This window comes from Lichenibacterium ramalinae (genome assembly GCF_004137085.1).
In the GTDB taxonomy this organism is placed as follows: domain Bacteria; phylum Pseudomonadota; class Alphaproteobacteria; order Rhizobiales; family Beijerinckiaceae; genus Lichenihabitans; species Lichenihabitans ramalinae.
In genome coordinates this window covers 71,252-95,221 of sequence record NZ_QYBC01000007.1, presented here as the reverse complement: position 1 = coordinate 95,221, position 23,970 = coordinate 71,252, and the positions used below count along the sequence as shown (strand labels likewise).

General features: G+C 70.1%; 23 protein-coding genes. 21 read left to right on the top strand and 2 right to left on the bottom strand.

Annotated elements, in window-relative coordinates:
- Nucleotides 1-4 precede the first annotated feature (4 nt).
- From D3272_RS09875 to D3272_RS09835, 9 genes are all read left to right on the top strand, one after another.
- Nucleotides 5-985 (top strand): ABC transporter permease, encoded by a 981-nt coding sequence (locus D3272_RS09875; RefSeq protein WP_129218998.1) that lies wholly within the window; start codon nt 5-7, stop codon nt 983-985.
- Entirely contained in the window at nt 982-1,959 is a 978-nt protein-coding gene (locus tag D3272_RS09870) for an ABC transporter permease (protein WP_129218997.1), read from the top strand. Before D3272_RS09875 ends, D3272_RS09870 begins: the two co-directional genes overlap by 4 nt.
- A 41-nt stretch (nt 1,960-2,000) precedes the next feature.
- On the top strand, nt 2,001-2,780 hold the full coding sequence (locus D3272_RS09865) for a glucose 1-dehydrogenase (RefSeq protein ID WP_129218996.1): 780 nt from the start codon (nt 2,001-2,003) through the stop codon (nt 2,778-2,780).
- Nucleotides 2,781-2,808: 28 nt separating this feature from the next.
- A complete protein-coding gene (locus D3272_RS09860; RefSeq protein WP_129218995.1) occupies nt 2,809-3,576 on the top strand; it encodes an SDR family NAD(P)-dependent oxidoreductase in 768 nt (255 codons plus the stop codon).
- Between the two features lie 17 nt (nt 3,577-3,593).
- Nucleotides 3,594-4,592: a Gfo/Idh/MocA family protein gene (locus tag D3272_RS09855; protein WP_165361294.1), complete on the top strand. Its 999-nt coding sequence runs from the start codon at nt 3,594-3,596 to the stop codon at nt 4,590-4,592.
- Between the two features lie 21 nt (nt 4,593-4,613).
- Complete coding sequence (locus tag D3272_RS09850; RefSeq protein ID WP_129218993.1) at nt 4,614-5,597, top strand: zinc-dependent alcohol dehydrogenase; 984 nt, start codon at nt 4,614-4,616, stop codon at nt 5,595-5,597.
- Nucleotides 5,598-5,617: 20 nt separating this feature from the next.
- Nucleotides 5,618-6,511, top strand: a complete 894-nt coding sequence (locus D3272_RS09845) for an NAD(P)-dependent oxidoreductase (protein ID WP_165361293.1) — start codon at nt 5,618-5,620, stop codon at nt 6,509-6,511.
- 10 nt (nt 6,512-6,521) lie between these two features.
- The gene (locus tag D3272_RS09840) at nt 6,522-7,595 is read left to right on the top strand and encodes an SDR family oxidoreductase (RefSeq protein WP_245496471.1); all 1,074 of its coding nucleotides are present in this window, start codon (nt 6,522-6,524) and stop codon (nt 7,593-7,595) included.
- Between the two features lie 90 nt (nt 7,596-7,685).
- Entirely contained in the window at nt 7,686-7,985 is a 300-nt protein-coding gene (locus D3272_RS09835; protein ID WP_129218990.1) for a YciI family protein, read from the top strand.
- Between the two features lie 51 nt (nt 7,986-8,036).
- Here D3272_RS09835 and D3272_RS09830 read toward each other — a convergent pair whose 3' ends face one another.
- Together D3272_RS09830 and D3272_RS09825 are read right to left on the bottom strand one after the other, a co-directional pair.
- Nucleotides 8,037-8,321 carry a YciI family protein gene (locus tag D3272_RS09830; protein ID WP_129218989.1) on the bottom strand — a complete coding sequence of 95 codons (285 nt, stop codon included), beginning with the start codon at nt 8,319-8,321 and terminating at the stop codon, nt 8,037-8,039.
- Between the two features lie 47 nt (nt 8,322-8,368).
- The gene (locus D3272_RS09825) at nt 8,369-9,439 is read right to left on the bottom strand and encodes a zinc-binding dehydrogenase (protein ID WP_129218988.1); all 1,071 of its coding nucleotides are present in this window, start codon (nt 9,437-9,439) and stop codon (nt 8,369-8,371) included.
- Between the two features lie 244 nt (nt 9,440-9,683).
- Here D3272_RS09825 and D3272_RS09820 point away from each other — a divergent pair, with 244 nt between their 5' ends.
- From D3272_RS09820 to D3272_RS09765, 12 genes are all read left to right on the top strand, one after another.
- Nucleotides 9,684-10,589, top strand: coding sequence for an NAD(P)-dependent oxidoreductase (locus D3272_RS09820; RefSeq protein ID WP_129218987.1), 906 nt, complete (start codon nt 9,684-9,686; stop codon nt 10,587-10,589).
- Nucleotides 10,590-11,121: 532 nt separating this feature from the next.
- Nucleotides 11,122-12,135 carry a LacI family DNA-binding transcriptional regulator gene (locus tag D3272_RS09815; RefSeq protein ID WP_129218986.1) on the top strand — a complete coding sequence of 338 codons (1,014 nt, stop codon included), beginning with the start codon at nt 11,122-11,124 and terminating at the stop codon, nt 12,133-12,135.
- Between the two features lie 87 nt (nt 12,136-12,222).
- Nucleotides 12,223-13,284 (top strand): ABC transporter ATP-binding protein, encoded by a 1,062-nt coding sequence (locus D3272_RS09810; RefSeq protein ID WP_129218985.1) that lies wholly within the window; start codon nt 12,223-12,225, stop codon nt 13,282-13,284.
- A 28-nt stretch (nt 13,285-13,312) separates the two neighbouring features.
- Complete coding sequence (locus D3272_RS09805) at nt 13,313-15,244, top strand: beta-galactosidase (RefSeq protein ID WP_129218984.1); 1,932 nt, start codon at nt 13,313-13,315, stop codon at nt 15,242-15,244.
- A 115-nt stretch (nt 15,245-15,359) separates the two neighbouring features.
- Complete coding sequence (locus tag D3272_RS09800) at nt 15,360-16,634, top strand: ABC transporter substrate-binding protein (RefSeq protein WP_207210182.1); 1,275 nt, start codon at nt 15,360-15,362, stop codon at nt 16,632-16,634.
- A gap of 71 nt (nt 16,635-16,705) precedes the next feature.
- The gene (locus tag D3272_RS09795) at nt 16,706-17,560 is read left to right on the top strand and encodes a carbohydrate ABC transporter permease (protein ID WP_129218983.1); all 855 of its coding nucleotides are present in this window, start codon (nt 16,706-16,708) and stop codon (nt 17,558-17,560) included.
- Entirely contained in the window at nt 17,557-18,387 is an 831-nt protein-coding gene (locus D3272_RS09790; RefSeq protein ID WP_129218982.1) for a carbohydrate ABC transporter permease, read from the top strand. Before D3272_RS09795 ends, D3272_RS09790 begins: the two co-directional genes overlap by 4 nt.
- A 586-nt stretch (nt 18,388-18,973) precedes the next feature.
- Nucleotides 18,974-20,140, top strand: a complete 1,167-nt coding sequence (locus tag D3272_RS09785) for a transporter substrate-binding domain-containing protein (protein WP_129218981.1) — start codon at nt 18,974-18,976, stop codon at nt 20,138-20,140.
- Nucleotides 20,137-20,766: an ANTAR domain-containing response regulator gene (locus D3272_RS09780; RefSeq protein WP_129218980.1), complete on the top strand. Its 630-nt coding sequence runs from the start codon at nt 20,137-20,139 to the stop codon at nt 20,764-20,766. Before D3272_RS09785 ends, D3272_RS09780 begins: the two co-directional genes overlap by 4 nt.
- Nucleotides 20,767-20,938: 172 nt before the next feature.
- Nucleotides 20,939-21,787, top strand: coding sequence for a nitrilase family protein (locus tag D3272_RS09775; protein ID WP_207210181.1), 849 nt, complete (start codon nt 20,939-20,941; stop codon nt 21,785-21,787).
- Between the two features lie 89 nt (nt 21,788-21,876).
- Nucleotides 21,877-23,037, top strand: a complete 1,161-nt coding sequence (locus tag D3272_RS09770; RefSeq protein ID WP_428977978.1) for a substrate-binding protein — start codon at nt 21,877-21,879, stop codon at nt 23,035-23,037.
- 22 nt (nt 23,038-23,059) lie between these two features.
- Nucleotides 23,060-23,893 carry a branched-chain amino acid ABC transporter permease gene (locus tag D3272_RS09765; protein ID WP_129218979.1) on the top strand — a complete coding sequence of 278 codons (834 nt, stop codon included), beginning with the start codon at nt 23,060-23,062 and terminating at the stop codon, nt 23,891-23,893.
- The last annotated feature ends 77 nt before the right edge of the window (nt 23,894-23,970 follow it).

Here is a 23,970-nt window from a genome sequence, read left to right as displayed (position 1 = left end):
ACGCATGACCGACATGGCGCTTCCCTCCCGCGACCGTGCCCGACTGCGCCGCATGGCGGCCAGCAACGCGGGGCTCCTCGTCGTCCTCTCCCTCCTGGTGCTGATGCTGTTGATCGGCGCCGTGGTGAGCGACCGGTTCCGCACCTTCGGCAACGTCGCCAACGTCTTCGAACAGTCGACGGGCCTCGCCCTCGTCAGCCTCGGCCAGACGCTCGCCGTGCTGACCGGCGGCATCGACCTCGCGGTCGGCTCCCTCATCAGCCTCATCATCTGCCTGACGGCGGGGCTCCTCGACGGCGACGGCACCTACATGATCCCGGTCCTCGCCGGCATGCTGGCGCTGGGCGCCGCCATCGGGCTCGTCAACGGCCTCGGCGTCGTCTACCTGCGGATCCACCCTCTGATCGTGACGCTCGGGATGGGCGCCGTGCTGCAGGGCGTGACGCTGCTCTACGCGCTCGGGCCCGTCGGGTCGGTTCCGGACGGGTTCGACGCCCTCGCCTACGGCACCTTCGGCCCCCTGCCGGCCGCGGCCGTCGTCACGGTCCTGCTCTACGTGGCAACGGCCTTGCTCCTGCGCTCGTCGCGCTTCGGCCGCTACATCTACGCGGTCGGCGACGACGGCAACGCCGCCAAGCTGATCGGCCTGCCGCGCACCCAGGTCATCCTCTTCGTCTACGCCTTCTCGGGCTTCTTCGCCGCCGTCACGGCCATCTACCTCGTGGCGCGGTTCGGGTCGGGACAGCCCTACGCGGGCGCCAACTACACGCTCGCCTCCATCACCCCGGTCGTCGTCGGAGGCACCATGCTCAGCGGCGGTCGCGGCGGCGTCATGGGGACGCTGTTCGGCGCCTACCTGGTGTCGCTCCTCAACAACCTGCTGAACTTCCTCGACGTCAGCACCTACGTGCAGCTGATGTTCCAGGGGCTGATCATCATCCTCGCCGTCTCGCTCTATGTCGAAAAGCGGAAGAGCATCGCATGACCAGCGCGATCCCGACCCAAGGAGCATCCGGCAAGACGCGGGACCGCGACAGTCTCGTCCGTTTCGCGTCCCGCAACGGCATCTACCTCTTCCTGGTCGCGCTGTTCGCGGTCTGCGGCGCGATCTCGCCGGCCTTCCTCAGGCTGGACAACCTCGGCAACCTGCTGTCGCAGTTCGCCCCCCTGGCGATCGTCGTCATCGGCCAAAGCTTCGTCATCCTGGTGCGGGGCCTCGATCTGTCGGTGGCGTCCGTCATGGCGACGGCCGCGGTCGCCGCCACGAGCTTCTCCGGCCGCGACCAGGATGCCGTTCCGGTCCTGGCGCTGGGCCTCGTCATCGGCGCCGCCACCGGGCTGCTGAACGGCTTCCTCGTCACCAAGCGGCAGGTCTCGCCCTTCCTGGCGACGCTCGCCACCATGATCGTGCTGCAGGGCGTCCGCTTCGCCTGGACCCATGGCGCACCCTCGGGATCGGTGCCGCCGATCTTCCGCACGCTGGGCGCCGGATCCGTCGACGGCATCCCCTACAACATCTTCGCCCTGCTGGCGGTCGCGGCCGTGGCCATCGTCCTGCTCCACAAGGCGACCTTCGGCCGGCAGGTCTACATCACGGGCGGCAACCCGCTGACGGCACGGCTCGTCGGCATCCCGTCGGATCGCGTCACCATCATCTGCTACGTCATCTCGGGCGTCCTGGCGGCCTTCGCGGGGCTGATCCTTTCCGGCTTCGTCGGCGTCGTCGACAACTGGGTCGGCAAGGGCTTCGAGCTCAATTCCATCGTGGCGGCGGTGATCGGCGGCGTGGCCCTGTCGGGCGGACGCGGCACCTTGCCGGGCGCCCTCGCCGGAGCCGCCATCCTGGTCACGGTGTTCAACGCCGTGCTGCTCTTCGGCCTGCCGGTGCAGTTCCAGATCATCATCCAGGGCCTGGTGATCATCGTGGCCACGGCCTTCTACGCCCGGCAGAGCGCCTGAGGCGCGCCGGCCCCCAGCCATCGACGAAAGGGAGCAGACGCATGAACGGCGATCTCGACGGCCGATCGATCATTGTGACCGGCGCGGGGCGCGGCATCGGCGCCGCCATCGCGGCCGATCTCGCCGCCAAGGGCGCACGGGTCGCGGTCGCCGACATCGACCGCGGCGCGGCCGAGACCGTCGCGAGCGCGATCGGCGGTCGGGCCCGGGGCTTCGCCGTGGATGTCGGCGAGCGGACCAGCGTCCGAGCCCTGGTGGCGGATGTGGTGGGCGCCTTCGGACGGCTCGACGTCATGTTCAACAACGCCGGGATCAGCAAGACGCTGCCCTTCATGGAGACCGGCGAGGCCGACTTCGAGCACATCATGCGGGTCAACGGCCTCGGGGTTCTCATCGGCACCCAGGAGGCGGCGCGCCAGATGATCGCCCAGGGCGGTGGCGGGAAGATCGTCAACACGGCGTCGATCGCCGGCAAGCAGGGCTATCCGCTCTTCGCCGCCTATTGCGCCAGCAAGTTCGCCGTCGTGGCCCTCACCCAGGCGGCCGCCCGGGCCCTGGCCGAGCACGGCATCACCGTCAATGCCTTCGCGCCCGGCGTGGTCAGGACCGAGTTGTGGAAGCAGCTCGACGGCGAGTTCATGGGCCTCGGACTGACGCAGCAGGCCGGCCAGGCGATCGACGAGTTCTCGAGCTCGATCCTCGCCGGACGGGCCTCGCTGCCGGCCGACATCGTCGGCACGACGACGTTCCTGGCCTCGGCGGCCTCCGACTACATGACCGGCCAGACGGTGATGATCGACGGCGGCATGGTGCTGACCTGACCATGACAGGTCCGAAGGGGAGGACGATATGGCGAGGTTGAACGACAAGGTCGCCATCGTGACGGGCGGCGGCACCGGCATCGGCGAGGCGACCTGCCTGCGCTTCGCCGAGGAAGGCGCCAGGGTCGCGATCTTCGACCGCGATGCCCAAGAGGGCGCGTCGACGGCAGCGGCCCTCACCGCCAAGGGAGCCGAGGCCGTCTTCGTCAGGACCGACGTGTCCAGGGAGGCGGACGTCGCCGCCGCGGTCGCCACCGTGCTGGAGCGCTGGGGAACGATCGATATCCTGGTCAACAACGCCGCGATCCCGGGCGTGAACAAGTTCGCCCACGAGGTCGCCGTCGAGGAGTGGGACCTCGTCTTCGCCGTCAACGTGCGAGGACCGTTCCTGTGCACCAAGCACGTCGTGCCGACCATGATGAAGGCCGGGCGCGGGTCCATCGTCAACTTCTCGTCGATCTACGGGCTGATCGGCAACGACGACCTGCCGCCCTACCACGCCGCCAAGGGCGCCGTGCTGATGATGACCAAGACCGATGCCGTGTGCTACGCGCCCCACGGCATCCGGGTGAACGCCGTGCATCCGGGCTCCACCAAGACGCCCCTGTTCATGAAGGCCGGCGAAACCTACCCGGGCGGCCTCGACGTCTACCTCGACATGATGAAGCAGAAGCACCCGTTGACGCTGGGCGAACCCGTCGACGTGGCCAACTGCGTCCTCTTCCTCGCCTCCGACGAGGCCCGGTTCGTCACCGGCGCCAGCCTCGTCTGCGACGGCGGCTACACGGCCCAGTGACGGCAGGAGCGAACACCATGATCAATCTCGCCATGGTCGGCCTCGGGTGGTGGGGCCGCAAGATGGTCGATGTGGTCCAGGGCCGCAGCGACGTGGTGCGGATCGCCCGTGCGGTCGATCCCGACGCAGGCGCCGCACGACCCTTCGCGGCGGAGCGCGGCCTGCCCCTGTCGGCCGATCTCGCCGAGGTCCTCGGCGACCCCGCCGTCGACGCCGTCGTCCTGGCGACGCCTCATGCCCTCCACGACGAACAGATCCGCCTCTGCGCGGCCGCCGGCAAACACGTGTTCTGCGAGAAGCCGCTGGCCCTGACGAAAGCCGATGCCGAGCGCCTGGTCGGCCTGTGCCGGGACGCGGGGCTCGTGCTCGGCATGGGCCACGAGCGCCGCTTCGAGCCGCCGGTGGCCGAGCTCCTCGCCGAGGTCGATGCCGGCCGACTCGGTCGGATCCTGCAGATCGAGGCCAATTTCAGCCACGACAAGTTCCTGTCGCTCGACCCCACCAACTGGCGCCTCGATCCGGCCCATGCGCCGGCCGGCGGCATGACGGCGACGGGCATCCACCTGACCGACCTCGCCACCCGCATCCTCGGGCCAGCCCGGGCCGTGACGGTGGATTGCGGGCAGCTCGTGTCCAAGCTCCCGTCCGGCGACACGATGAGCGCCTTCGTGCAGTTCCGCGGCGGCGGCACCGCCTATGTGTCGGCCTCGCTGAGCTACCCTTTCATCTCCCGCTTCGCCGTCTACGGCGCCGACGGCTGGGTCGAGATCCGCGACAAGGCGCATGTCGAGGCGCCCGACGGCTGGGTGGTGACCAAGGGCCTGAAGGGGCGTCCCATCACGGTCGAGGAGGTCGGCAAGGCCGAGCCCGTCTTGTGGAACCTCGAGGCGTTCGGCCGGGCCGTGGCCAGGAAGGCGCCCTACCCCATCACCGGCGACCAGCTCGTCGCCAACATCGCGCTGCTCGAAGCGATCGTCCGCTCGTCGACGTCCCGGCACACCGAACCCGTCGCCTGATCCCGAAGAGGAAGCCGCATCATGCAAGCCCTGATCTTCGAACGGCCCGACCGCCCCGTCGTCGTCGACGTGCCCATGCCCGAGATCGACGAGAACGGCGTTCTCCTCAAGATGAAGGCGGTCGGCATCTGCCACTCCGACTACGAGCTGCTCGCCGGCCGCTACATCATCCCGATCTCCTATCCGGTGACCCCCGGTCACGAATGGGTCGGCGAGGTCGTCGAGACCGGCCGCAACGTCAAGAACTTCAGGCGCGGCGACCGCGTCGTCGGCGAATGCGTGGTCAAGCTGCCCGACCGGACCCACCACTTCGGCTTTTCCCTCGACGGCGCCGACCGCGAGTTCCTGACCGCTCGGCCCGAATGGCTGCACAAGCTGCCCGACGGGATCGCCGACAAGCAGGCGGCGCTGATCGAGCCCTTCACCTGCGGCTATTACGCGGTCAGCCGCATGGGCGGCACCGATGCCAGCGAGACCGTGGTGGTGTCGGGCGGCGGGACCATCGGCCTCGTCTCGGCCGCCACCGCCATCGGCATGCGGGCCCGCACCATCGTGATCGATCCGCTGCAGCATCGTCGCGAGACCGCGCTGAAGCTCGGCGCCGACGCCGTCATCGACCCCCTCGCCGAGGATGCCGTGGAGCGCGTCCGCGAGCTGACCGGAGGCGCCGGGGCCGATCTCGTGATCGAGGCCGCGGGCCACGACGCTTCTCTGGCCAGTGTCTTCGACCTCGCCCGCGAGGAGGGCCGGGTCGCCATGGTGGGCATCAACATCGGCCGCAGCATCGGGTCCCACCTCGGCAACATCCAGATGCGCAACCTCACCGTGAAGGGCTGCATCGGCTCGCCCGGCGTCTGGCCATCGGCCATCCGCTTCCTCGAGCGCACCGGCCTCGACCTGTCGCCGATCCAGACCCACGACTTCCCGCTCGCCGACGCCATGAAGGCCTTCGACCTCGGCAAGCAATCCGACAAATGCATCAAAGTCACGTTGTTGAACGCGTGACGCTTCCGCAAGGACCCACCATGGCAAACGACATCATCGGCTGGATCGGTGCCGGCAAGATGGGCGGCCCGATGAGCAAGAGGCTCGTGGACGCCGGTCATCGCGTGATCGTGCTCGAACCCGACGCGGACAACCGACAGCTCGCCGAACGGTCGGGAGCCACGCTCGCGTCGGACCTGGCCGACCTCGCCCGGCAGGCGACCGTGGTCTTCTCCATGATCCCCAACGACCGGGTGCTCGGCAGCATCGTCGAGGGCGACGGCGGGCTCGCGGGGCTCATGGCGCCGGGGGCGGTGCTGGTGGAGATGAGCACCGTCTCGCCCGCGGCCTCGAAGCGGGCCGCCGCAGCGCTCGCCGCGCATGACATCGCCTACCTCCGCGCGCCCGTGTCGGGCAGCACCGCGCTGGCGGCGAACGGCACGCTGTCGGTGATGGCGTCGGGACCGCGCGACGCCTACGACAGGGTCGAGCCCCTGCTGGCGACCATGGCGGCGAAGCGCTTCTACTTGGGCGAGGCCGAGCAGGCCCGCTACCTCAAGCTCGTCGTCAACTCCCTCGTGGGGGCGACGTCGTCGCTGCTCGCCGAAGCCTTGGCGCTCGGGCTGAAGGGCGACCTGTCGCTCAGCGACATGCTCGACGTCATCGGCCAGAGTGCCGTCGCGTCGCCGCTGCTCGGCTACAAGAAGGACATGGTGGTGAAGGGCGACTACGCGCCGGCCTTCACGGTGGAACAGATGATCAAGGACTTCGACCTGATCATGGACACGGCGAGGGCCGATCACGTGCCCATGAGCCTCGCCGCCCTGGTGCGCCAGCGCTACGAGCAGGCCTTCGTCGACGGGAACGGCCAGCGCGACTTCTTCGTGCTGTGCGAGACCGATGCCACGCGCCCGGTCGCGCAAGCGGCCGAATGAGGACACGATCGTGACAGCCAAGAGCGCACTCGTCGTCGGCATCACCGGCATCTCGGGCAGCAATGTCGCCGACCTGCTGGTCGCCGACAACTGGACCGTCTACGGCCTCGCCCGCCGGCCACCCCGGGACAGGCCGGGCGTCAGGCCCGTAACGGCCGACCTGCTCGACCCCAGGCAGACCAGGGCGGCGCTTTCCGACATCGCGGTCAGCAACGTCTACTTCTGCACGTGGGCGCGACAGGACACGGAGGCCGAGAACCGCCGCGTCAACGGGGCCATGCTGCAGAACCTGCTCGACGGCGTCACGGTCGCGTCGAAGGTCGGGCACGTCGCGCTGGTGACGGGCTTGAAGCACTACCTCGGCCCCTTCGAGTCCTATGGCAAGGTGAAGCCCGATACGCCGTTCCGGGAAGACCAGCCCCGCCTGCCCTACGAGAACTTCTACTACGACCAGGAGGACATCCTCTACGCCGAGGCGGCCCGCCACGGCTTCGCCTGGTCGGTGCACCGGCCGCACACCCTCATCGGCTGGGCGCTCGGCAACGCCATGAACATGGGGGTGACGCTGGCGGTCTACGCGGCGCTGTGCAAGGAACTCGCGCGTCCCTTCCTGTTCCCCGGGACGCCGCAGCAATACGAGGCCGTCACGGACGTCACCGACGCCCGCATCCTGGCCAAGCAGCTGGTCTGGGCTTCGACGACCCCGGCCGCCTTCGATCAAGCCTTCAACATCACCAACGGCGACGTGTTCCGCTGGCGGCGCCTATGGGCCGCGCTGGCCGCCGACCTCGGCGTCGAGGTCGCGCCCTACCCCGGCCATCCGACACCGCTGGCCGAGCAGATGGCGGGCCAGGAGGCCACCTGGGACCGCATCGTGGCGCGCTACGGCCTCCAGCCCTACAAGCTCGACACGCTGGCATCCTGGTGGCACACCGATGCCGACCTCGGCCGCGAACTCGAAACCTTCACCGACATGACGAAGAGCCGCCTCTTCGGCTTCGACGCCCTCCAGGTGACGGAGCGGTCGTTCACCGACCTGTTCGCGCGGCTCCGCGCCGAGAAGATCATCCCGCCGCGGGCGTGAGCGGCCAGCGTGGCCGACCCGTCCCGATGCCTTCCCGCCACCTCGGCTCCCGGCCGGGGCGGCGGGTGCCGCGAACCCGGAGCCCGACGCATGTTCTTCGCCGTGATCGCCAAAGATCGCCCGGACTCGTCCGCGCTGCGCGCCGACACCAAGGTCCGGCACATGGCGCATCTCGACGCCGCCGCGCCCGGTCTCCGCGTCCTGCAGTCGGGCCCGCTCCTCGACCCGGAGGGCGGCGAATGCGGTTCGCTGCTGATCCTCGAGGCCGACACCCAGGCGGCCATCGAGGCCTTCGTGAGCCGCGATCCCTATGTCGAGGCGGGGCTCTTCGCCGCGACGGAGGTCCGGCCCTGGCTGTGGCGGCGCGGCAATCCCTACCTGGCTGCGTGAGGGCCGGCGCCCGGCCGCCGCGAGCCCGTCGGCCGGCCGTCGCCTCGCGTCTCAGCGGTTGTCGACGCGCTTCAGGAACGGGTTGATGTGGACGTGTTCCCACACGCCGGCGGCCTTGAAGGGATCGTTGTCGTGGAAGGCCAGAACCTCGTCCTTGGTGTCCGCCTCGATGACGAAGCAGCTGCCGATCATGGTCTCGCCGTCGTCCGCCACGAGCGGGCCCGACATGACGGTCTTGACCTTGGCCTGTGCCAGATAGGCCTTGTGGGCCTCGTAATTGGCGAGACGGGTCGGGAGGGCGCCGGCCTTGTCCAGGGCGTGAATGACGAAATGCATCTTCTGTCCTTGCTCTCAAGCGGATCGGGTCGAGCGCTATCGCGGCCTCAGCTGGCGCGGACCAGGATCTTCATGTTGGCGCCCGAGGGGTCGAGCAGGGTTTCGAAGCCCTTGGCCACCACGTCGTCGGGATCGATGGTCGCCGTCACGATCTTCTCGACGGGATAGAGGCCCGCCGCGATCATGCCGGCGATCCGCGGCCAGACCGTGGTGGGGTAGCACCACGTCGCTTCCACGGTGATGTCCTTCAGGGCCCACAGCATGGCGTCGACCGACGCCGGCCGCATGTGCAGCCCCACCTGGACCACCGACCCCCGGCGCCGCACCGCCTTGGCACAGGCGTTCAGCGACGCCTCGAGCCCGACGCATTCGAGCGCGACGTCGACGCCGACCCCCTCCTCGGTGTGGTCCTTGACGAACTCGGCCACGTCCACGGCCCTGGGATCCACCACCAGCGCGTCGGGGACGAGGCGCTGGGCGAGATCGCGGCGATGCGGGTTCGGCTCCGACACGATGATCACGCTGGCCCCGGCGGCGCGCGCCGCCAGCAGCGTCAGTGCCCCGATCGGGCCGACGCCCGACACCAGGACCGTGGATCCCGCCTGCACGCCACCGCGGTCGACGCCGTAGAGCGCCACGGCCGCCGGCTCGATCATGGCAGCCTGGACGTCGCTGACGCCGTCCGACACCTTGAAGACATTGTAGCTGTTGACGACGGCCCGCTCGGCCATGCCGCCCCAGTCCCAGGACAGGCCGATACACCCCATCTTCTCGCTGAGATGGTAGAGACCGCGGCGGCCGTAGTAATCGTCGCGGGGCGAGACGAGCGGCTGAATGGAGACCCGATCGCCCGCCTTCACGTTGGACACGGCCGACCCGATGTCCAGCACCTCGGCGGAGAATTCATGGCCGAGGATCTGCGGAAGCTTGGCGCCCGTGTAGAGATGCGGTTCGGTCGCCGTCACGATCGGACCGGCGACATATTCGTGCAGATCCGTCCCGCAGATGCCGCACAGGATCGGCCGGATCAGCACGTCGGTCTCCTTCAGGCGGCCTTGCGGCGCCGGGACGTCGTCGACGCGAATGTCGCGTTTGTCGTGAAAGCGAACGGCGCGCATGGATCCTCCCCCAAGTCGGTCCGGAGGCTTTCGCTCGCGCGATGCTCCCCTTTGGCACTGCACCGAACCTATTCGTCCGCACAACAGAACCTAGCCTCAAGATATCCAGGATGGATATCTTGCACCGGGACGGCTGCCGCCCCCTCGGCGAGGATCCGCGCCAGGACCCGAAAGGGTCGCGACAGGCACGGGCGGCCTGGGCGGGACATCCGCGGTCGCGCCACGGGCGGTCAGGGGGGCGAGCATGCTGATCGGCTGGGCCGGCATCGGCAAGATGGGCAGTCCGATGGTCCGGGCGGTGCTGTCCGGAGGCCACGAGGTGGTCGTGCTCGAACCCTTGCCCGAGAACCGCGCCAGCGCCGTGGCGGCCGGGGCCCGGGTGGCGCAATCCATCGAGCAGCTCGCGGCAGAGACCGATATCGTCATCACGACGGTGGCGCGCGACGAGGTGCTGCACGACCTCGTGCTCGGCGAGGACGGCTTCGCCCGGCATCTGCGCGCCCCGCAGATCTTCGTCGACGTCAGCACGGTCTCGCCCCGGCTCTCGGCCGAGATCGCGGCGGCGCTCGACGCCCGCTCCGTGCCCTACCTCAGGGCGCCGGTGTCGGGCAGCACCGTCACGGCCGGATCCGCGCAACTCTCCGCCATGGTGTCGGGCCCCAGAGAAGCTTGGCTCAGGGTCGAGCCCGTGCTGGCCTGTTTCTCGGCCCGCCAGTTCTGGGTGGGCGAGGGCGACGAGGCCCGCTACCTGAAGCTCGCCGTCAACGTGATCCTCGGCGGCACCTCGGCCCTGCTCGCGGAGGCGCTCGCCATCGGCCGCTGCGGCGGGCTCCCCGTTTCGGTGCTCATGGACGTGATCTGCCAGAGTGCCGTCGGCTCACCCCTGCTCGCCTACAAGCAGGAAGCCGTGGTGAGGCAGGATTTCGAGCCGTCATTTTCGATCGAACAGATGATCAAGGATCTCGAACTGATCGGCGACGTCGCGGCCGCGGCCGGCGTTTCGACGGTGTTGAGCGACGTCGTTCGCCGACGTTTCGAGGCTGCACGGCGCCAAGGGCTGGGCGAGATGGACTATTTCGTCCTGGCGCAGAGCTTCCCTCTCGCCCAGGCGGTCGCCCCGGATGCGCCGGCGACCCCGGATGTCGGCTGAGCTTCGCCGGCGGGTCGCCTGTCGTGCTCCGAGGCGGAGCGTCGGTGATCCGCCCGTGACGGGTGCCGGGCGAGGGCTGGGTGGTGAAGTGCCCCAGTCGCGCGTCGTCGACCAGAGGCTCTGGGACGAGCGAAGGCGCGACGGACCGCCCTCGACGCCCTGGCCCGGCCGGCCGCGCATGGCGCGACGTTCGGGTGCAAGCGGCGACTGAGGGACCCTCCCGCCGGCCTGATCCGCTGCGCCGTTTGCGGGGGCGGCCCGTCGGTGACGGCGGGCGCTCATCGTTGAGGTCACGGTTCTCCCCTGCCGGGCGGCTCGGGGCGGCGACGCCGCAGGGTCGAGCGGCCGACAGCCGTCCGTCCCCCGAACCCTTCGGCCCCGCGCTGTTCGGCGCGCGGCCGTGTGTCGGATGCCCCATGCGGCGCCTCGGTTCGAACCGGTGAGGTTGAAACGTGAGCGCGCGTGCCGATCCCCCGTTGACCGACGCCTGCAAGTCGGCCACCTTGCGTTAAGCGCTTAACGGAGAGGGAACGTGACGACGCTGAGGGACATCGCGCTGATCGCCGGCGTGTCGGGGGCGACGGTCTCCAACGTCCTGCGCAATCGCGGCTTCGTCGGCGCGGAAACGTCCGCCCGCGTCCGCGAGGTGGCCCAGCGCCTCGGCTATCGGCCCAACCCGATGGCGCAGGCGCTCGCCAATGGCCGCGCGCCGACGATCGCCATGGTGTTCTCCGACCTCGCCAACCCGTTCTACTCGATGTTCGCTCTCGAGGCGGAGCGCGCCGCGCGCCGGCGCGACCACTTCCTGCTGGTCTGCCACGCCGCGAAGCCCGACGGCACGCTCGATACGGCCTACCTCGGCGCGGTGGCCGGGCGCTTGTCGGGAGGCGTGCTGATCCTCGGGAGCGACCTTGGTCGCGCCGACCTGCTGTCGGCCGTCCCGAACGGTGTCCCGACCGTGCTGGCCATGTGGGAGGACGCGGCGGACCATCCCTCGCTGCCCTGCGTGACGCTCGACTTCCGCGAGGCCGGCCGGCTCGCCGCCGACCACCTGCTCGCGCTGGGACACCGGCGCATCGCGGTCCTGGCCGGCGCCCGGGGGGACCGCGTCTCGCATGGCGCGCGCCTGGAGGGGGCCACCGCCAGGCTGCGCGAGGCCGGCGTCCTGGGCGGAGCCACCTTGGAGGAGGACAGCATCGGGGGCGGCCACCGGGCCGCGATGCGCCTGCTCGAGGCCGAGCCCCGGCCGACCGCCATCCTGGCGACGAACGACCTGCTCGGCATCGGCGCCATCCAGGCCGCGGGAGAGCGGGGGCTGGCCGTGCCGCGTGAGCTTTCCGTCGTCGGCATCACCGACATCTGGCTGGCGGCCGAGATGCGCCCAGCGCTGACCACCGTCGACATCGACACGCGGCGCATCGCCGATGCGTCGGTGAACGCGCTTCTGGATCTGATCGCCGAGCCGGACGCGCTGGCGCGCGACGCGCTGCGCATCGTGGGCCGGCCGAGCCTCGTCAGGCGCGCCAGCACCGCGCAGGCGCCCTGAAACGAGCAACGAGACGGGCGGCGTCGAAAAGCCGGCCTTGAGGGAGGAAGAGATGCACGGGAAGGGACGCCAGGGGCCGCGGACGCCATGAGCCGCGTCGACCTCGAAGCCGTGCGCAAGCGCTTCGGCGCCTTGGATGTGATCCACGGCGTCGACCTCGCGATCGAGGACGGCTCGTTCTGCGTCTTCGTCGGGCCTTCGGGCTGCGGCAAGTCCACGCTCCTGCGCATGATCGCCGGCCTCGAAAGCGTTTCGGGCGGCACGATCCGCATCGGCTCGCGGCCGGTGAACGACGTCGAGCCCGCGGCCCGCGGGATCGGCATGGTGTTCCAGTCCTACGCGCTCTATCCCCACATGACGGTGCGCGGCAACATGGGCTTCGGGCTGCGCGCGACCGGCACGTCGCGGGCGGAGACGGAGCGGCGGCTGCAGAGGGCGGCCGGCATCCTCCAGCTCGATAGCCTGCTCGACCGCAAGCCCGCCCAGCTGTCGGGTGGCCAGCGCCAGCGGGTGGCGATCGGGCGCGCCATCATGCGCGAGCCGGAGGTCTTCCTGTTCGACGAGCCGCTGTCGAACCTCGACGCCGAACTCAGGGTGCAGATGCGGGTGGAGATCGCCGGGCTGCACCGCCGGCTCGGCAACACGATGATCTACGTCACGCACGACCAGACGGAGGCCATGACGCTGGCCGACCGGATCGTCGTGCTGCGCGGCGGGCGCGTCGAGCAGACCGGGGCGCCCCTCGAGCTTTACGACGACCCCGCCACCGCTTTCGTGGCCGGCTTCATCGGCTCGCCCCGGATGAACTTCCTGCGCGGCACGGCGGAGCCCGGCGGCGGCGTCGCCTTCGCGGGCACGCGCGCGACCGTGCCGTGGCGCAGCGGGCCGCCGGCGCCGGGCACGCCCGTCCAGGTCGGCATCCGCCCCGAGCACCTCCGGGACGACGGCCCGGTGCGGCTGGCCGTGACGGTCGAGGTCGCCGAGCAGCTTGGCGGCGTGTCGTACCTCTACGGCACCACACCGGGAGCGGAGCGGCTCGTCGTCGAGCGGCGCGGGCTCGCGGCCGCGCGGGCCGGCGAAACCGTGACGGTGGGTCTCGAGCCGCGCGACCTGCGCGTCTTCGACGGCGAAGGGCGACGCCTGCGCTGACGGCGCGGGATCACTGAAAGGACGGACGATGCTGGGTGTCTGCTACTACCCCGAACAATGGCCGGCGGCGATGTGGGCCGAGGACGCGCGCCGCATGCGGGAGGTCGGCATCTCCTTCGTGCGCGTGGCCGAGTTCGCCTGGTCGCGCCTGGAGCCACGGCCCGGCGAGCTGCGCTTCGAATGGCTCGACGAGGTGATCGCGATCCTCGGCGCCGCCGGCCTGAGAGTGGTGCTCGGCACCCCCACGGCGACACCCCCGAAATGGCTCGCCGACCGCTCGCCCGAGGTGCTGATGGTGGACGCCCAGGGCCGCCGTCGGCGCCACGGCGGGCGCCGCCACACCGACCTGTCGAGCCCGGTGTTCTGGGAGGAGAGCCGGCGCATCGTTGCCCTCATGGCGGAGCGGTACGGCCGCGATCCGCACGTGGCGGGCTGGCAGGTCGACAACGAGTTCGGCTGCCACGACAGCGCCGTCTGCTACAGCCCCGCCGCGGAGGCCGGCTTTCGGCTCTGGCTGGAGCGGCGCTACGGCACGGTCGAGGCGCTCAACGCGGCCTGGGGCACCGTCTTCTGGAGCATGGAATACGGCAGCTTCGCCGAGGTCGACGCACCGCACCTCGTGGTCGCGGACGCGGCGCCAGCCCACCTGCTCGACTTCCAGCGCTATTCCAGCGACCGGATCGCCGCCTACGGCCAGATGCAGGCCGACACGATCCGTGCCGCGTCGCGCGATCAGTTCGTCACCACGAACTTCATGGGCATGTTCTTCGAGCTCGACCCGTTCGACGCCATGCGGGCCTACGACTTCGCCTCCTGGGACAGCTACCCGCTCGGGCACACCGACCGTCTGACGCTGCCGGGCGACGAAAACCAGGTGTTCGCCCGCACCGGCCACCCGGACGTGCCCGGCTTCAGCAACGACTTCTACCGCGCGGCCGGCCGCGGCCGCTTCTGGATCATGGAGCAGCAGCCGGGTCCGGTGAACTGGGCGGAGCACAATCCGGCGCCCTTGCCCGGCATGGTGCGGCTCTGGACGTGGCAGGCCCTCGCCCAGGGTGCCGAGGTCGTGTCCTACTTCCGCTGGCGCCAGGTGCCCTACGCGCAGGAACAGATGCATGCGGCCCTGAACCGACCGGACGACCGGCTCGACCGCGGCGGGCACGAGGCCGCGCAGGTCGCGCGCGAACTGGCGGCGCTGCCGCTCGACCCGCCGGCGCGGGCGCCCGTGGCGCTCGTCGTCGACCTCGAAACCGAGTGGATCACCCGCTTCCTGCCGCAAAGCCGTGAGTTCACCTACAAGTCGATCCTGCTCTCCTGGTACACGGAGTTGCGCGGGCTGGGCCTCGACGTGGACGTCCTGCGCCCCGGCGACGACCTGTCCGGCTACGCCCTCACGGTCGTGCCGACGCTCGGCACCGTGTCCGAGGCGGCGCTCGCGAGCTTCCGCGACGCGGGGGGCGTCGTCCTCTACGGGCCCCGGACCGGCGCCAAGACGGCCGACTTCGCGATCCCGCCGAACCTTCCGCCAGGCCGGCTGCAGGACCTCATCCCCCTCAAGGTCGCCCGCGTCGAAACCCTCCGGCCCGAGATGCCCGTGGCAGTCGCGGGCACGGTGGCGGGCGCGGGGGGGCTGTGGCGCGAGTTCATCGAATCCGACCTCGAGCCTCTGGCTCGTTTCGACGATGGCGAGGGAGCGTTCTACGCGGCGGGCCGCCACCATTACCTCGCAGCCTGCCCGGATCCGACCCTGCTCGCCGCTGTGATGGCCTACGTGGTGGGCGAGGCGGGGCTGGAGTCGGCGCGGTTGCCACGCGGGCTGCGGCTGCAGCGGCGCGGCTCGCTGACCTTCGCGCTGAACTTCGGGCCGGACGCCGTGGAGGCGCCGGCGCCGGCGGGTGCCGCCTTCGTGCTCGGCGGCCGGCGGGTCGCTCCGCAGGACGTCGCCGCCTGGCGGTGCTGAGCGCCGCCTCACCCCCTTCGGTCTGGGGCTCGCGCCCCGCCCGGAACCCGGCTTCGGCCCAAGGCAAAAACGGCCCCGCGATGCCCGCAGGGGTCACGACATCGGAGGAATACTCATGCGTAGCCTGCGACTGACCGCCGCCCTGCTGGCGGGCATGACCGCCCCGGCGTTGGCGGCCGACAAGCCGAGCGGGACCATCACGGTGTGGGGATGGAACATCGCCGCCGAAGCGCTCGAACACATCGTCCCGGCGTTCAACGCCGAGCACCCCGGCGTGACCGTCAAGGTCGTCAACATGGGCCACAGCGACCTGCACGACCGCGTCGCCGCCGATTGTGCGGCGGGCGGCACCGACATGCCAGACGTGACCATCGTCGAGAACCAGGAGGCGGGCCTCCTTTGGAACCGCTTCCCCGCGTGCTTCGCCGACATGAAGCCGCTCGGCTACGATGCCTACGCGAACAAGTTCCCGGCTTTCAAGCAGCTCGACCTCCAGGCCGACGGCAAGGTCTTCGCGATGCCGTGGGACAGCGGGCCCGTCACGGTCTTCTATCGACGCGACCTCTACAAGCAGGCCGGGATCGACCCTCAAGCCATCGCGACCTGGGACGACTTCATCGCGGCCGGCAAGAAGCTGTCGGCCGCGACGGGCGGCAAGGTCAAGATGGCGACGATCTACAAGGGTACGGACGACGAGTGGTTCCGGATGCTCGCCGTGCAGAACGGCTGCTATTACTTCAGCGACGACGGGCGCAGCATCACGGTGGCCCGGCCCGGCTGCGCCAAAGCCCTGGCGAAGGTGAAGGACGTGTGGGACGCCGGCATCCTGAACGTCGGCGGCTGGGACGAGCAGATCCAGTTCGACAAGACGGGAGCGGCGGCGTCGCAGCTCTACGGCGGCTGGTACGAGGGCACGATCCGCTCTAACGACGCCGACCAGAGCGGGCGGTGGGGCGTCTACCCGATGCCGGCCTTCGAAGCCGGTGGCAGACGCGCATCCAACATCGGCGGGTCCTCGCTGGCGATCGCCGCCACGGCCAACAAGCCGGCAGCCTGGGCCTTCGTCAGCTACGCGCTCGGGACCGACGCCGGGCAGATCAGCATGATGAAGTATCGCGGCCTCGTGCCGGCGCTGCTGAGCGCGGTCGACGATCCCTACGTCAAGCAGGACCAGCCGTTCTGGGGCGGCCAGAAGGTGTGGGCAGACATGCTGGAGACCCTGCCCCGCATCGTGCCCTACAACGCGACGCCCTACTTCACCGACGCGCGCGGCGTGATGAAGGTGGTGGTGAACGACTATCTCGACGGCCGCTACAAGACGGCCGACGAGGCGCTCCGTGTCGCCGCCGACCAGATCGCCGGGGCCAGCGGCCTGCCGGTCGCGCCCTGAAACCTCGCCGGAGCCCGCGCGCGCCTCCCGCCGCGGGCTCCGGTCCCAGCCTCCCCCCAGCGAGTCTCCCGATGCGCAGAAGCGCCGTCGCCTACGGGTTCCTGTTCCCCTATCTCGCGGTGTTCGCTGCATTCTGGGCTTGGCCCATCGTGCAGTCGATCGTCTATTCGCTGCAGAACACGCGGGGCGCCGTGCCGGTGTTCAGCCCGTCGGCCAATTGGGGCCGCCTCGCCGGCGACCCGGTGTTCCTGCGTGCGCTCGGACACACGCTGGCCTTCCTGGTGCTGCAGGTTCCCGCCATGCTGGCCCTGGCGATCGGCCTCGCCGTGGCGCTAAACGCCCCGGCACTTCGGGCGCGCGCCCTGTTCCGCTTCGCGTTCTTCGCCCCGATCGTCGTGGGCGAGGTCGCCTATTCGACCGTGTTCCGCCTCCTGTTCAACGGCCAGTACGGCGCCGTGAACAAAGCGCTGGCCGCGCTGGGGATCGCGGGGCCGGACTGGCTCAACGAGCCCGTCTCGGCGTTCGCCGTCCTGGTCATCGCCGTGACCTGGCGCTGGACCGGCTACAATGCCATCATCGTCCTGGCGGGCCTGCAAGGCATCCCACGCGAGCTTTACGAGGCGGCCGAGGTCGACGGCGTGCCGCGCTGGCTGCAGTTCTGGCGCATCACCCTGCCGCTGCTCCTCCCCGTGGTCGCCGTGGCGGCCGTGCTGTCGATCATCGGGAGCCTGCAGCTCTTCGTCGAGCCGCAGCTGATCACGCGCTCCGGCCCGGGCGGCGCGACGGAAACGCTGGGCACGTACCTCTACCAGCAGGGATTCCGGGCCTTCAACTTCGGCTACGCGGCCGCGATCGGCTACGCCGCCGCCATGTTGGCCCTCGTCGTCTCGCTCGCCCAGGTGAGCCTCTTCCGGAGCCGGACATGACGAGCCGCAGACCGGGCCGGGGCGCCCTCGGCCTCCACCTCACCCTGGCGCCGCTCGCGCTGCTGTGGTTGATGCCGCTCTGGCTGATGGTGACCTACGCCACGACGCCCGAGGCGGATTTCCTGCAACCCGGCGTGCCGCTCGGCCTCGGCGGGGCCCTTGCGGACAACTGGGCGATCCTGCTCGCGCAGACGCCGTTCCCCCGCGCCATCGCCAACAGCGTCGCGACCTCCCTCATCTACACCGCGTGCTCGATCGTGCTCACGAGCCTCGCCGGCTACGCATTCGCGCAGTTCCGCTTCTTCGGTCGCGGGGTGCTCTTCGCCCTCGTGGTGGCGACCCTCACGGTCCCCTACGTGGTGGTGGTGATCCCGCAGTTCGTCCTGGTCGCGCGAGACTTCCACCTCTCGAACACGTGGGCGGCGGTGGTCGTGCCGCCGCTCTTCAATTCATTGGGTGTGTTCTTCATGCGGCAGAACTTCATGGCGCTGCCCAAGGACATGCTGGACGCCGCGCGGGTCGAGGGCGTGGGCGAGCTGCGGATCTTCTTCCAAATCGCGCTACCCCTGGTCCTGCCTTCGACGGCGGCACTCGGCATCATCCTGTTCCTGCAGTCCTGGAACAACTATCTCTGGCCACTGCTGGTGCTGAGCCGCGCCGACGCTCAGACGGCGCCTGTGGCGCTCGGCGCGCTTGTCGGTCTCGACCGCGTCCACTGGGGCGCCCTCATGGTCGGAGCCGTGGTGATGACGATGCCGGTGCTCGCCGTCTTCGTCTTCCTGCAGCGCTACTTCATCGCCGGCATCACGGCCGGCGCGGTGAAGTGAGCCGCGCCGCGTAGCGGGGCTCCTCCCGCAGCAGGGCAGATCTTCGCGGCCGCCGTCGCCGGGTCGGCCCCTCGCCGCCATGGCCCATCTCGAAGGCCGGCGCCTCGATGGTCTCGCGGCGGTCCGGCCAGGAGCCCGGGGGAGCGTCCGGGAGGGTGGCGGCGTCTCGGCAGGACGAAAGGACGTCCCGTGCCGGCCTGCTCGCCACCATTGACCCCAGGGTCGATGCGAGTGATACGAATTTCGGCCGAACGAGCCGGATCGCGGCTTGCCACCCCGCGCGGCGTCCGAAAGAAGCTTCCTTCCGCATCGCGCAGCAATCGATCGCCTGTCGCATGGTTGTTCACCGCAGTCTACGACCCCCGATCGTGAAACCTGGGGATGTCTTCATGGGCCATGGTGCGCGCTGAAGCGGGCTAGAGCAGATCGCGATCAGGTCGAGTCACCTGATCGCGTGAAGATGCTCGCAAAAACATGGCACTAGAGCTGAAGTCGCGAGCCAAGGCGAGCGGCGACGGCTCTAGTTTCAACTCGACGCAGAGAGCCGCGGTCGTCCCGCAGCGTTCGAAACCCGGAGCCGCAACGGATGCCCGACGACGACCCCCCGGCCTGGAAGGTCGGCGTGCTGTTCTCCCGCAGCGGCGTCACCGGCCTGACGGAGACGGAGCACGTGCTCGGCACGGCGCTGGCCGTCGAGGAGATCAATACCGCGGGCGGCGTGCGCGGACGGCCGATCGCGCCGCTGTGCCTCGATCCGGCCGGCGACCCTGTCGCCTATCGTGCCCTGGCCCGACGCATGCTCGCCGACGAGGGCGTGGGCGTGATCTTCGGCTGCTCGCTGTCGGCGAGCCGCAAGGCCGTCCTCCCCCTGCTGGAGCGGCATGACGGGCTTCTCTGGTACCCGTCGATCTACGAAGGCTTCGAATATTCCGAGAGCGTCCTCTACACGGGCGCCACGCTGAACCAGACCGTCTTCCCCCTGGCCGACTACCTCCTGCACCGGCACGGACCGCGCATCCTCATCGTCGGATCGGATTACATCTACCCGCGGGAGTCGAACCGTGTGATGCGCGACATCGTCGAAAGCCGTGGCGGCACCGTCGTGGGCGAGCGCTACCTTCCGCTCGACGTCGACGACGGCGCGATCCGTCCCCTCATGGACGAGATCGTCCGCCTGGAACCCGACGCCGTCTTCTCGACCATGGTGGGACAGGGAGCGCGGCGACTGTATCGGCTCTACGCCGAGGCCGGCATCGACCGGGCCCGGCGCCCCATCGCCAGCCTCACCCTCGCGGAAGGCGAGATCGCCGCCATCGGCCCCCACCTCTGCGACGGCCACCTCCTCGCCGCCACCTATTTCGGAGCGCTCGACTCGCCCGCCAATCGGCGCTTCGACCGCAGCTTCCGGGAGCGCTTCGGCGATGGCCCGCCGCCGAGCATGTGGTCGCAGACCGCTTATGCCCAGGTGCACCTGTTCGCCCGGGCGCTCGCCGAAGCGGGGAGCCTCGACGCGCGCCGCCTGGGCGAGGCGGCGCTGCGGACGCGGTTCGCGGCGCCGGAAGGCGACCTCGCCTTCGACGCGGAGAACCGGCACCTTTGGCTGACGCCGGGCATCGGGGTGGCGCGGCCGGACGGCCAGTTCGACATCCTGTGGCGGGCCGATGCGCCCGTGCGCCCCGACCCCTGGCTGGCCTCGACCCGTTTCGAGGCTTCCTGGGCCCGAGCCTCCGACGTCGTGCCGGTGGTCCCTTGAGCGCCGGCGCCCGCCGTATCCTCGACGACCTCCGTCGCGCCCGGGTCCTGGTGGTCCACCCCCGGGACGAAGACGGCACCCTGCTCCTCGACCATCTCCGCCGCCTCGGCTGCGGGGTCGAGGCGGCGTGGCCGTCACCCACGACGCTGCCGCCCGGGGTCGACACGGTCTTCGCGCTGCTCGACGACGGCGCGGCCGATCGCATGCTGCCCGCCCTCGAAGCCGCCGCGCCGGCCGTCGTCGCCATCGTGACCTACGAGAGCCCCACGGCGCTGAAGAGCATCGTGGACGTCAACGCCCACGGCGTCATCACGAAGCCGCTGCGCCTCGCCGGCGTCCTGACCCAGTTCGCCCTGGCGCGCTACCGGCACGGCTACGAGGGGCGCCTCGACGCGAAGATCCGCAAGCTCGAGGACACCATGAAGGGCCGGCGCGTCGTCGAAAAGGCCACCCGGATGCTGATGGGGTCGAACGGGCTCGACGAGGAGGCCGCCTATCGCATGATCCGCGACCGCGCCACCGCGAAGCGCATGACCATGGCGGCGGTCGCGGAAAGCCTCGTCGCCGCCCACGACGCGATGAGCGGCCTCGGCCTGCACATCTCTCTGGCAGCGAAGGACGAATAAAGGCAGGCGGTGCACGAAGTATCGTCTTGCATGCGATCGGCGTCGCTCTAGTCTGCGGGCATCGGGCAGGGTTGCCCGGCGGCAGCGTCGCCGCACAGACATCAGGCTATGGAGCCTCCGGACTGTGGATCTCGATCCGCGACCGGAGGCTTTTTGCGTTTTTGGAGCCCCCTTGTCGCCACCTGCCGACATCCGCCGCGCGCCCATCCGGGTGTCCTGCATCCAGTTCGAGCCCGTCTTCGGTGCCGTGGCGCAGAACGTGGCGCGCGCCTGCGACCTGATCCGGGCTGCCGCTACGGACGGCAGCGCCCTCGTGGTGCTGCCAGAACTCGCCAACACCGGCTACGTCTTCGAAACCGCGGAGGAAGCGCTGGCTTTGGGCGAGCCGGTGCCCGATGGCGCCTCGTCGCGCGCCTGGGTGTCGCTGGCGCGGGAGCTCGGCATCCACATCGTGGCGGGCATCACGGAGCGGGACGGCGACACGCTCTTCAATTCCGCGCTGGTCACGGGGCCGCAGGGCTATGTCGGAACCTACCGCAAGGCCCACCTGTGGGACCGCGAGAACCTGGTCTTCGCCAAGGGAAACCTCGGGTTTCCGGTCTTCGACACCGCGCTCGGCCGCGTCGGCGTCGCCATCTGCTACGACGGATGGTTCCCCGAAACCTTCCGGCAACTGGCGCTCGCCGGCGCCGAGATTGTCTGCGTGCCGACCAACTGGGTGCCGATGCCGGACCAACCGGCCGGCGAGGCCGCCATGGCCAACCTGTTGCACCGCGCCGCCGCCCATTCGAACGGGATCTTCATCGCCTGCGCGGACCGCATCGGCGTCGAACGCGGCCAGCCCTTCGAGGGCCAGAGCCTCATCGTCGGACCGCGCGGCTGGACGATCGCCGGCCCGGCGAGCCGCGACCGGCCCGAAACCCTCAGCGCCGTGGTCGACCTCGACGAGGCCGCCCGCGCCAAGGATCTGAACGCCTTCAACTCGGTGCTGCGCGACCGCCGCGCCGACGTCTACGGCTGAAGCCCATGCCGCTTCCACCCATGCCGCTTCCACCCGGGCCGCTTCCACCCATGCCGCTTCCACCCACGCCCTTCCCCACGAGGTCCACCATGTCGAAGTCGATGCTGCTCTCCTCCGCGCTGCTGATCGCTCTCGCGGCACCATCCGCGCATGCCGCCGGCGCCGGCCCGATCACCATCGGCGTGCCGGTCGGCCTGTCGGGCGCCAACAGCGTCGTGGCGCCGTCGGTCGTCCAGGCGGCGGAACTGGCCGTCGACGAGATCAACGCTCACGGCGGCGTGCTCGGCCGGATGCTCGCCCTCGACGTCGCCGACGACGCTTCGGGCGCCGCCGGGGCCCAGAAGGCCTTCGACTCGCTCGTCTACGGCAAGAAGGTCGACGTGCTGATCTCCATGGAAACCAGCGCGGCCCGCAACGCCGCCCTGCCGATCGTGTCCAAGGGCAAGGTGCCGTACATCTACACCTCCTTCTACGAGGGGCATTCCTGCAACCGCAATCTCTTCGTCGATGCCTGGGTGCCGGAGCAGCAGGTGCCGCCGATCGTCGACGACTTCATCAAGGACAAGGGTGCGAAGACCTTCTTCCTCATCGGAAGCGATTACGCCTTCGGTCGCGGCATGTTGTCCTTCGCCAAGAGCTACATCGAAAAGTCCGGCGGCAAGGTGGTCGGCGAGGAATACCTGCCGATGGACGGCAGCGATTGGACCAGCGTGATCTCCAAGCTGAAGACCGCCCATCCCGACGCCGTGATCACCTCGACGGCGGGCGGCGCCCCCAACGTGACCCTGACCAAGCAGATGCGCGCCGCCGGCGTCGCGCTGCCCTACGCCAACCTCGCCGTGGACGAGGGCACCGCCAAGAGCATGGGCGCCGACGCCACCGGCATCTTCCTGTCGGCATCCTACGTCACCGGCATCGATACGGCCGCCAACAAGGCCTTCCTCGCCGCCATGGCGAAGAAGTTCGGCGCGGACGAGAAGACGCCGAACGACCTGTCGGTCCCCGAATACGAGGCCGTCTACCTGTACAAGGCGGCGGTCGAGAAGGCGGGGAGCACCGACAGCGCCAAGGTGCTCGAAGCCCTGCCGACCGTGTCGTTCGACGGCCCGCGCGGCACCATCAGGATGGACAAGCAGCACCACGCGCCGCTCACCATGTACCTCGGCCAGGTGCAGGGCGACGGCTCCGTGAAGGTCGCCAGCACCTTCAAGGACGTCGACCCCGGCGCCCAGTGCCCGAACCTGAAGTGACCGGCGATCAGGCCGAAGGGCCATGCTGATCCTGCTCGACGTCGTCACCACGGCTGCCATCCTGTTCATCGTGTCGGCGGGGCTGCTGGCGATCTTCGGCGTGCTGAAGATCATCAACTTCGCCCACGGCGCCTGGCTCACCGTCGGCGCCTATTGCGCCGTGGTGGCGGCACGCCTGGGGCTGAACCCCTGGGCGGCGCTGCCGCTGGCCTTCGCGGTCGGGGCGGCCCTCGGCACCGTGGCGGAATGGCTGATCATCCGCCCGCTGTACCGCCGGCCGCTCGACGCCATCCTGGCGACCTGGGGGCTCGGCATCGTCATCGGCCAGCTGATCACCCTCGCCTTCGGCCGCGACGTCCAGATCACGCCGAACCTGCTCGGCGGGACGGTGGCGCTCTTCGGCCTCGACTACTCGCTCTACCGGCTCTTCGCCGTGCTGGCGGCGGTGCTCATCGGCGGGTCCTGCGCGGCGCTGCTCGAGGGCACGCGGCTCGGCCTCAAGGCCCGCGCCGTCATCATGAACGAGGCGTTGGCCCGCGCGCTCGGCATCGACACGGCGCGGGTGCGGCTCGCCACCTTCGCGATCGGCGCCGGCCTCTCGGCGCTGGCCGGCGTGCTGCTGACACCCCTCACCTCCGTCGACCCCAACATGGGCGTCGCCTGGCTCATCGGCGCCTTCATGCTGGTGATGGTGGCGGGCGGGTCCTTCGCGGCGCTCGCCGTCGCCTGCCTGGTCTTCGGCGCCGTGCAGGTGCTGGTGTCGACCTTCGTCAGCCCGATCCTCGGCAGCATATCCGTCGCGGTGCTGGCCGCGGTCGTGCTGCGCATCAGCCCGAGGGGGTTCGCGCGTGCCTGATCGTTCGACGGCCACCCGGCCCGGCCTCGCCCCCGCCGTCCTGGCTCCCGTCGCGCTGGCCCTGGCCGCCGCCGCCC